5 protein-coding genes and 1 pseudogene are annotated in these 6,966 nt (G+C 57.0%); all 6 read left to right on the top strand.

The window, feature by feature from the left end; translation table 11 throughout:
• Positions 1-633: pseudogene (locus VZP09_RS19550) on the top strand (IS3-like element ISKpn1 family transposase); the annotation flags it as partial.
• A gap of 639 nt (positions 634-1,272) precedes the next feature.
• Positions 1,273-2,880, top strand: a complete 1,608-nt coding sequence (gene dppA, locus VZP09_RS19545; protein ID WP_328795356.1) for a dipeptide ABC transporter periplasmic-binding protein DppA — start codon at positions 1,273-1,275, stop codon at positions 2,878-2,880.
• A 134-nt stretch (positions 2,881-3,014) separates the two neighbouring features.
• Complete coding sequence (dppB, locus tag VZP09_RS19540) at positions 3,015-4,034, top strand: dipeptide ABC transporter permease DppB (protein WP_002921786.1); 1,020 nt, start codon at positions 3,015-3,017, stop codon at positions 4,032-4,034.
• A gap of 9 nt (positions 4,035-4,043) precedes the next feature.
• A complete protein-coding gene (gene dppC, locus VZP09_RS19535) occupies positions 4,044-4,946 on the top strand; it encodes a dipeptide ABC transporter permease DppC (protein ID WP_004173938.1) in 903 nt (300 codons plus the stop codon).
• Positions 4,947-4,956: 10 nt separating this feature from the next.
• Entirely contained in the window at positions 4,957-5,940 is a 984-nt protein-coding gene (dppD, locus tag VZP09_RS19530) for a dipeptide ABC transporter ATP-binding protein (protein ID WP_002921785.1), read from the top strand.
• Complete coding sequence (gene dppF / locus VZP09_RS19525) at positions 5,937-6,950, top strand: dipeptide ABC transporter ATP-binding subunit DppF (RefSeq protein ID WP_002921784.1); 1,014 nt, start codon at positions 5,937-5,939, stop codon at positions 6,948-6,950. Before dppD ends, dppF begins: the two co-directional genes overlap by 4 nt.
• Positions 6,951-6,966: the final 16 nt, after the last annotated feature.

The raw sequence follows: 6,966 nt of genomic DNA, 5'->3' as shown, positions 1-6,966 counted from the left end.
CGGATAAACCATAAAACAGTGCAGCGGCTGATGGCAGAACTGTCACTCCGGTCTGTGATAAGGGCGAAAAAATATCGTGCCTGGAAAGGGAGAACGGGCGAGGCCGCGCCCAATATCCTGAGCCGGAACTTCGGTGCGTCAAAAGCCAACGAAAAATGGGTAACAGATGTGACAGAGTTCCCGGTACAGGGAAAAAAGCTTTACCTGTCGTCAGTTCTCGATCTGTTTAACCGGGAGGTTATCGCCTACAGCCTGTCGGAAAGGCCGGTGATGGAGATGGTGAATACGATGCTGGACGGTGCGTTCCCGAAGCTCAGACCGGGAGATGCTCCGCTGCTGCACTCGGATCAGGGCTGGCATTACAGGATGAGGAGCTATCAGGAACGTTTAAAGGCGCATGGGATGACGCAGAGTATGTCGCGTAAAGGAAACTGCCTGGATAATGCAGTGATGGAAAACTTCTTCGGGACCCTGAAATCGGAGTGTTTTTATCTGAGGGAGTTCAGGAGTGTCAGTGCGCTAAGAAAAGCCGTAGAGGACTATATCCATTACTACAACAACGNGCGGATAAGCCTGAAATTAAAAGGCCTGAGTCCGGTAGAGTACCGAACCCAGGCTCTGAGAGCCGCTTAATATGAACCATCCAACTTTATGGGGTCAGTCCAGCAGCGCCGCCGGGCATCATCAGTGCACGACTGGCCAAAAATACCACCAAAATCACAATAAACGTCTTTACTCACGTTTTCAGCCGGCTATTCGCTATTTTGTGACATCTTCCATTGCATTTTTTTATCGATGAACAGATCTTTTTTCGCGAAGCTTATGGCTGAATGCAGCATTTTCCGCTGTGCGTTTTGACGTTCACGCTATTAATCGCTCACATATTGGTCACACAGCAAGAAATTTTTCTCATTTGCTGGCATTGTTTCCCACTGGGTGTTGCAAATTAATAAGGGCTTTATTCTGCTGAATTGCCAGTAGCATAAATTTCTCTGCTGAAAATAGCGTCCTGAAGTTTTTTTAATCTTTGCCTGCCGTTTCTCACGCTGGATGTAAAACCCGGCTGGCTGTATTGACGTTTCCCCATTCTGTTGACAGATTGTAGGGCATGAGGGGCATTTCATGGAGAATCCGTACTGCAACTCAGTCGTTTTTGCGAAAGGAATCCCCATCTCTCTCTACGCCTTCGGGCACCACCGACCGGACCGGGTAAAAAATAAATAAAGGTCCGGCGGATATATGCAAACAACATCACAATTTTGGAGCAGAATAATGAGTATTTCCTTGAAGAAATCAGGGATGCTGAAGCTTGGTCTGAGCCTGGTCGCCATGACCGTCGCCGCCAGCGTGCAAGCGAAAACCCTGGTTTATTGTTCTGAAGGCTCGCCGGAAGGATTTAACCCACAGCTCTTCACCTCTGGCACCACCTATGATGCCAGCTCCGTACCGATCTATAACCGCCTGGTCGAATTTAAAACCGGTACGACGGAAGTTATTCCAGGACTTGCTGAGAAATGGGAAGTCAGTGCGGATGGCAAAACCTATACTTTCCACCTCCGTCAGGGTGTGAAGTGGCAGGATAATAAAGACTTTAAACCAACCCGTGACCTGAACGCCGATGACGTGGTGTTCTCCTTCGATCGCCAGAAGAATACTAATAACCCGTACCATAAAGTTTCTGGCGGCAGCTATGAATACTTTGAAGGGATGGGCTTACCGGACCTGATTAGCGAAGTGAAGAAAGTGGACGATAATACCGTCCAGTTCGTCCTGACCCGTCCGGAAGCGCCGTTCCTCGCTGATCTGGCCATGGACTTCGCCTCCATTCTTTCGAAAGAGTATGCTGACAACATGCTGAAAGCCGGCACGCCGGAAAAAGTGGATCTCAATCCTATCGGTACCGGCCCATTCCAGCTGCTGCAATACCAGAAAGATTCCCGCATTCTGTATAAAGCCTTCCCGGGCTACTGGGGCACCAAGCCGAAGATCGATCGTCTGGTCTTCTCCATCACCCCGGACGCTTCCGTGCGCTATGCCAAGCTGCAGAAAAACGAGTGCCAGGTGATGCCGTACCCGAACCCGGCGGACATCGCGCGCATGAAGGAAGATAAGAACATTACCCTGCTGGAACAGCCGGGTNTGAACGTTGGTTATCTCTCCTTTAACACCGAGAAGAAACCGCTGGACGACGTCAAAGTACGTCAGGCGCTGACCTACGCGGTCAACAAAGAAGCGATCATCAAAGCGGTTTACCAGGGCGCAGGCCAGGCGGCGAAGAACCTGATCCCGCCGACCATGTGGGGCTATAACGACGACGTTAAGGACTACACCTACGATCCGGAGAAGGCGAAGCAGCTGCTGAAAGAAGCGGGCCTGGAAAAAGGCTTCACCATCGATCTGTGGGCGATGCCGGTACAGCGTCCGTACAACCCGAACGCCCGCCGCATGGCGGAGATGATTCAGGCTGACTGGGCCAAGATTGGCGTCCAGGCCAAGATCGTCACCTACGAGTGGGGCGAGTATCTGAAGCGGGCGAAAGCGGGCGAGCACCAGAGCGTGATGATGGGCTGGACCGGCGACAACGGGGATCCGGATAACTTCTTCGCGACCCTGTTCAGCTGCGCCGCGGCGAAAGACGGCTCCAACTACTCGCGCTGGTGCTATAAGCCGTTTGAAGATCTTATTCAGCCGGCCCGCGCTACCGACGACCACAACAAGCGTATTGAACTGTACAAACAGGCTCAGGTAGTGATGCATGACCAGGCTCCGGCGCTGATCATTGCTCACTCCACCGTCTATGAGCCGGTGCGTAAAGAAGTCAAAGGCTATGTGGTGGACCCGCTGGGCAAACACCACTTCGATAACGTCTCTGTCGAATAATAAGCACGATGCCTGACCCCCTCTCCCCGCGTGGGAGAGGCGGGGGGCGTATTCCCGCTATTCCGGGGAATGCTTTTGTGAGCAATACAGACGCCCTGTCGCCAGGCGGGGCGTCACTAGAGAGAATCCGGGTTATGTTGCAGTTTATTCTCCGACGTCTGGGACTAGTCATCCCGACATTTATCGGTATCACCCTTCTCACCTTTGCCTTCGTCCATATGATCCCCGGCGATCCGGTGATGATTATGGCGGGCGAACGTGGTATTTCCCCCGAACGTCACGCGCAGCTGCTGGCCGAAATGGGCCTTGATAAGCCGCTGTGGCAGCAATATGCCCACTATATCTGGGGCGTGCTGCACGGCGATTTAGGCATCTCGCTGAAAAGCCGCATTCCCGTGTGGCAGGAGTTTGTCCCACGCTTTAAAGCCACCCTTGAGCTGGGCGTCTGCGCGATGATCTTCGCCGTCGCCGTCGGCATTCCGGTGGGCGTGCTGGCTGCGGTAAAACGCGGCTCCATCTTTGACCACACCGCGGTGGGCCTGGCGCTGACCGGCTACTCAATGCCTATCTTCTGGTGGGGCATGATGCTGATTATGCTGGTTTCGGTACAGCTGAACCTGACGCCGGTCTCCGGGCGTATCAGCGATACGGTGTTCCTTGACGATACCCTGCCGCTGACCGGCTTTATGCTGATCGACACCGCCATCTGGGGCGAGCAGGGCGACTTTATTGACGCCTTAATGCATATGATCCTGCCCGCTATCGTGCTGGGCACCATCCCGCTGGCGGTGATTGTACGTATGACCCGTTCGTCGATGCTGGAAGTGCTTGGCGAAGACTATATCCGTACCGCGCGCGCCAAAGGCCTGACCCGGATGCGGGTGATCGTGATCCACGCGCTGCGTAACGCGATGCTGCCGGTGGTCACGGTGATTGGTCTGCAGGTGGGCACCCTGCTGGCGGGCGCCATCCTGACGGAAACCATTTTCTCATGGCCTGGTTTAGGTCGCTGGCTGATCGACGCGCTGCAGCGTCGCGATTATCCGGTGGTGCAGGGCGGGGTGCTGCTGGTGGCGACGATGATTATCCTCGTCAACCTGCTGGTCGACCTGCTGTACGGCGTGGTGAACCCGCGTATCCGGCATAAGAAGTAAGGGGCCATCATGTCACAAGTTACTGAAAATAAAGTTATCGCTGCGCCGGTACCCATGACTCCGCTGCAGGAGTTCTGGCACTATTTCAAACGCAACAAAGGGGCGGTCGTCGGGCTGGTATACGTGGTGGTGATGATCGTCATCGCGGTATTCGCCAACTTCCTCGCCCCCTATAACCCGGCGGATCAGTTCCGTGATTCGCTGCTGGCGCCGCCGTTCTGGCAGGACGGCGGCAGCCTGGCGCATCTGCTCGGCACCGACGACGTGGGCCGCGATATTCTGTCGCGCCTGATGTACGGCGCCCGACTGTCGCTGCTGGTGGGCTGCCTGGTGGTGGTTCTGTCGCTGATCCTCGGCGTGGTGCTCGGCCTGGTGGCGGGCTATTTCGGCGGAGTGGTGGACTCAATCATCATGCGCGTCGTCGATATTATGCTGGCGCTGCCGAGTCTGCTGCTGGCGCTGGTGCTGGTGGCTATCTTCGGACCCTCCATCGTCAACGCCTCGCTGGCGCTAACCTTCGTGGCGCTCCCGCACTATGTGCGTCTCACGCGCGCCGCGGTGCTGGTGGAGGTCAACCGTGACTACGTGACCGCCTCCCGCGTAGCGGGCGCCGGCGCGATGCGCCAGATGTTCGTTAATATTCTGCCTAACTGTCTCGCGCCGCTGATCGTTCAGGCGTCGCTGGGCTTTTCCAACGCCATTCTCGACATGGCAGCGCTGGGGTTCCTCGGCATGGGCGCGCAGCCGCCGACGCCGGAGTGGGGCACCATGCTTTCCGACGTGTTGCAGTTCGCGCAGAGCGCCTGGTGGGTAGTCACCTTCCCGGGCGTGGCGATCCTGCTGACGGTGCTGGCATTTAACCTGATGGGTGACGGTCTGCGTGACGCGCTCGATCCCAAACTGAAGCAGTAAGAGGTTCGAGATGGCGTTATTGAATGTAGATAAATTATCGGTGCATTTCGGCGATGAAAACGCGCCGTTTCGCGCCGTAGACCGCATCAGCTATAGCGTGAAGCAGGGTGAAGTGGTCGGTATCGTCGGGGAGTCCGGCTCCGGTAAATCCGTCAGCTCGCTGGCGATTATGGGGCTGATTGACTATCCCGGCCGGGTGATGGCGGACAAACTGGAATTTAACGGCCGCGATCTGCAGCGCATCTCTGAAAAAGAGCGGCGCCAGCTGGTGGGGGCGGAAGTGGCGATGATCTTCCAGGATCCAATGACCAGCCTCAACCCGTGCTTCACCGTCGGCTACCAGATTATGGAAGCGATTAAGGTCCATCAGGGTGGTAATAAGCAAACCCGCCGCCAGCGGGCCATCGACCTGCTGAACCTGGTGGGCATTCCAGATCCGGCCTCGCGGCTGGACGTCTATCCGCATCAGCTTTCCGGCGGCATGAGCCAGCGTGTGATGATCGCGATGGCGATTGCCTGTCGGCCAAAACTACTGATTGCCGATGAACCGACCACCGCGCTGGACGTGACCATTCAGGCGCAAATCATTGAGCTCCTGCTGGATCTGCAGCAGCAGGAGAATATGGCGCTGGTGCTGATCACCCACGACCTGGCGCTGGTGGCGGAAGCCGCGCATAAAATTATCGTTATGTACGCGGGTCAGGTGGTGGAGACCGGTGACGCGAAAGATATCTTCCGCGCGCCGCGCCATCCTTATACCCAGGCGCTGCTGCGCGCGCTGCCGGAATTCGCCCAGGATAAAGCGCGTCTGGCCTCGCTGCCGGGCGTGGTGCCGGGGAAATATGACCGTCCCAACGGCTGCCTGCTTAATCCGCGCTGCCCCTATGCCACGGATAAATGCCGTAGCGAAGAGCCGGCGCTCGCGGATCTGACCGGCGGCCGCCAGTCTAAATGTCACTACCCACTCGATGATGCCGGGAGGCCTGGATTATGAGTACGCAAAAGGCCGCCACGCCACAACCGCTGTTGCAGGCCATTGATCTGAAAAAACACTATCCGGTGAAGAAGGGGTTATTCGCCCCGGAACGGCTGGTGAAGGCGCTGGACGGCGTCTCCTTTACCCTTGAGCGCGGTAAAACGCTGGCGGTAGTGGGGGAGTCGGGCTGCGGCAAATCGACCCTCGGTCGTCTGCTGACGATGATTGAGATCCCCACCGGCGGCGAGCTCTATTATCAGGGGCAGGATCTGCTTAAGCACGACCCGCAGGCGCAGAAGCTGCGGCGGCAAAAAATCCAGATTGTGTTCCAGAACCCGTATGGTTCGCTGAACCCGCGTAAAAAAGTGGGGCAGATTCTGGAGGAGCCGCTGCTGATTAACAGCAGCCTGAGCAAAGAGCAGCGGCGTGAAAAAGCGCTGGCGATGATGGCGAAAGTGGGCCTGAAAACCGAGCATTACGATCGCTACCCGCATATGTTCTCCGGCGGTCAGCGTCAGCGTATCGCTATTGCTCGCGGGCTGATGCTGGATCCAGATGTGGTGATTGCCGATGAGCCGGTCTCCGCGCTGGACGTTTCGGTACGCGCCCAGGTGCTGAACCTGATGATGGATCTGCAGCAGGATTTAGGGCTGTCCTACGTGTTTATCTCCCACGACCTGTCGGTCGTCGAGCACATCGCCGATGAAGTGATGGTGATGTATCTTGGCCGCTGCGTGGAGAAGGGCACCAAAGACCAGATCTTCAACAATCCGCGTCATCCGTACACCCAGGCGCTGCTGTCGGCGACGCCGCGTCTGAACCCAGACGACCGGCGCGAGCGGATCAAGCTGACCGGCGAACTGCCGAGCCCGCTAAATCCGCCACCGGGCTGCGCCTTTAACGCGCGCTGTCGCCGTCGCTTTGGCCCCTGCACTCAGCTCCAGCCGCAGCTGAAGGACTACGGCGGCCAGCTGGTGGCCTGCTTTGCCGTCGACCAGGATGAGAATCCGCAAAAGTCCCACGCCTGATGGCGCGCTCCCGGTC

The sequence above is a fragment of the Klebsiella sp. EMBS2024 genome (assembly GCF_036233805.1).
GTDB classification, from domain to species: Bacteria; Pseudomonadota; Gammaproteobacteria; order Enterobacterales; family Enterobacteriaceae; genus Klebsiella; species Klebsiella pneumoniae.
Note: the sequence above shows the minus strand (reverse complement) of the source record. Positions and strands in the feature narration are given on the sequence as shown.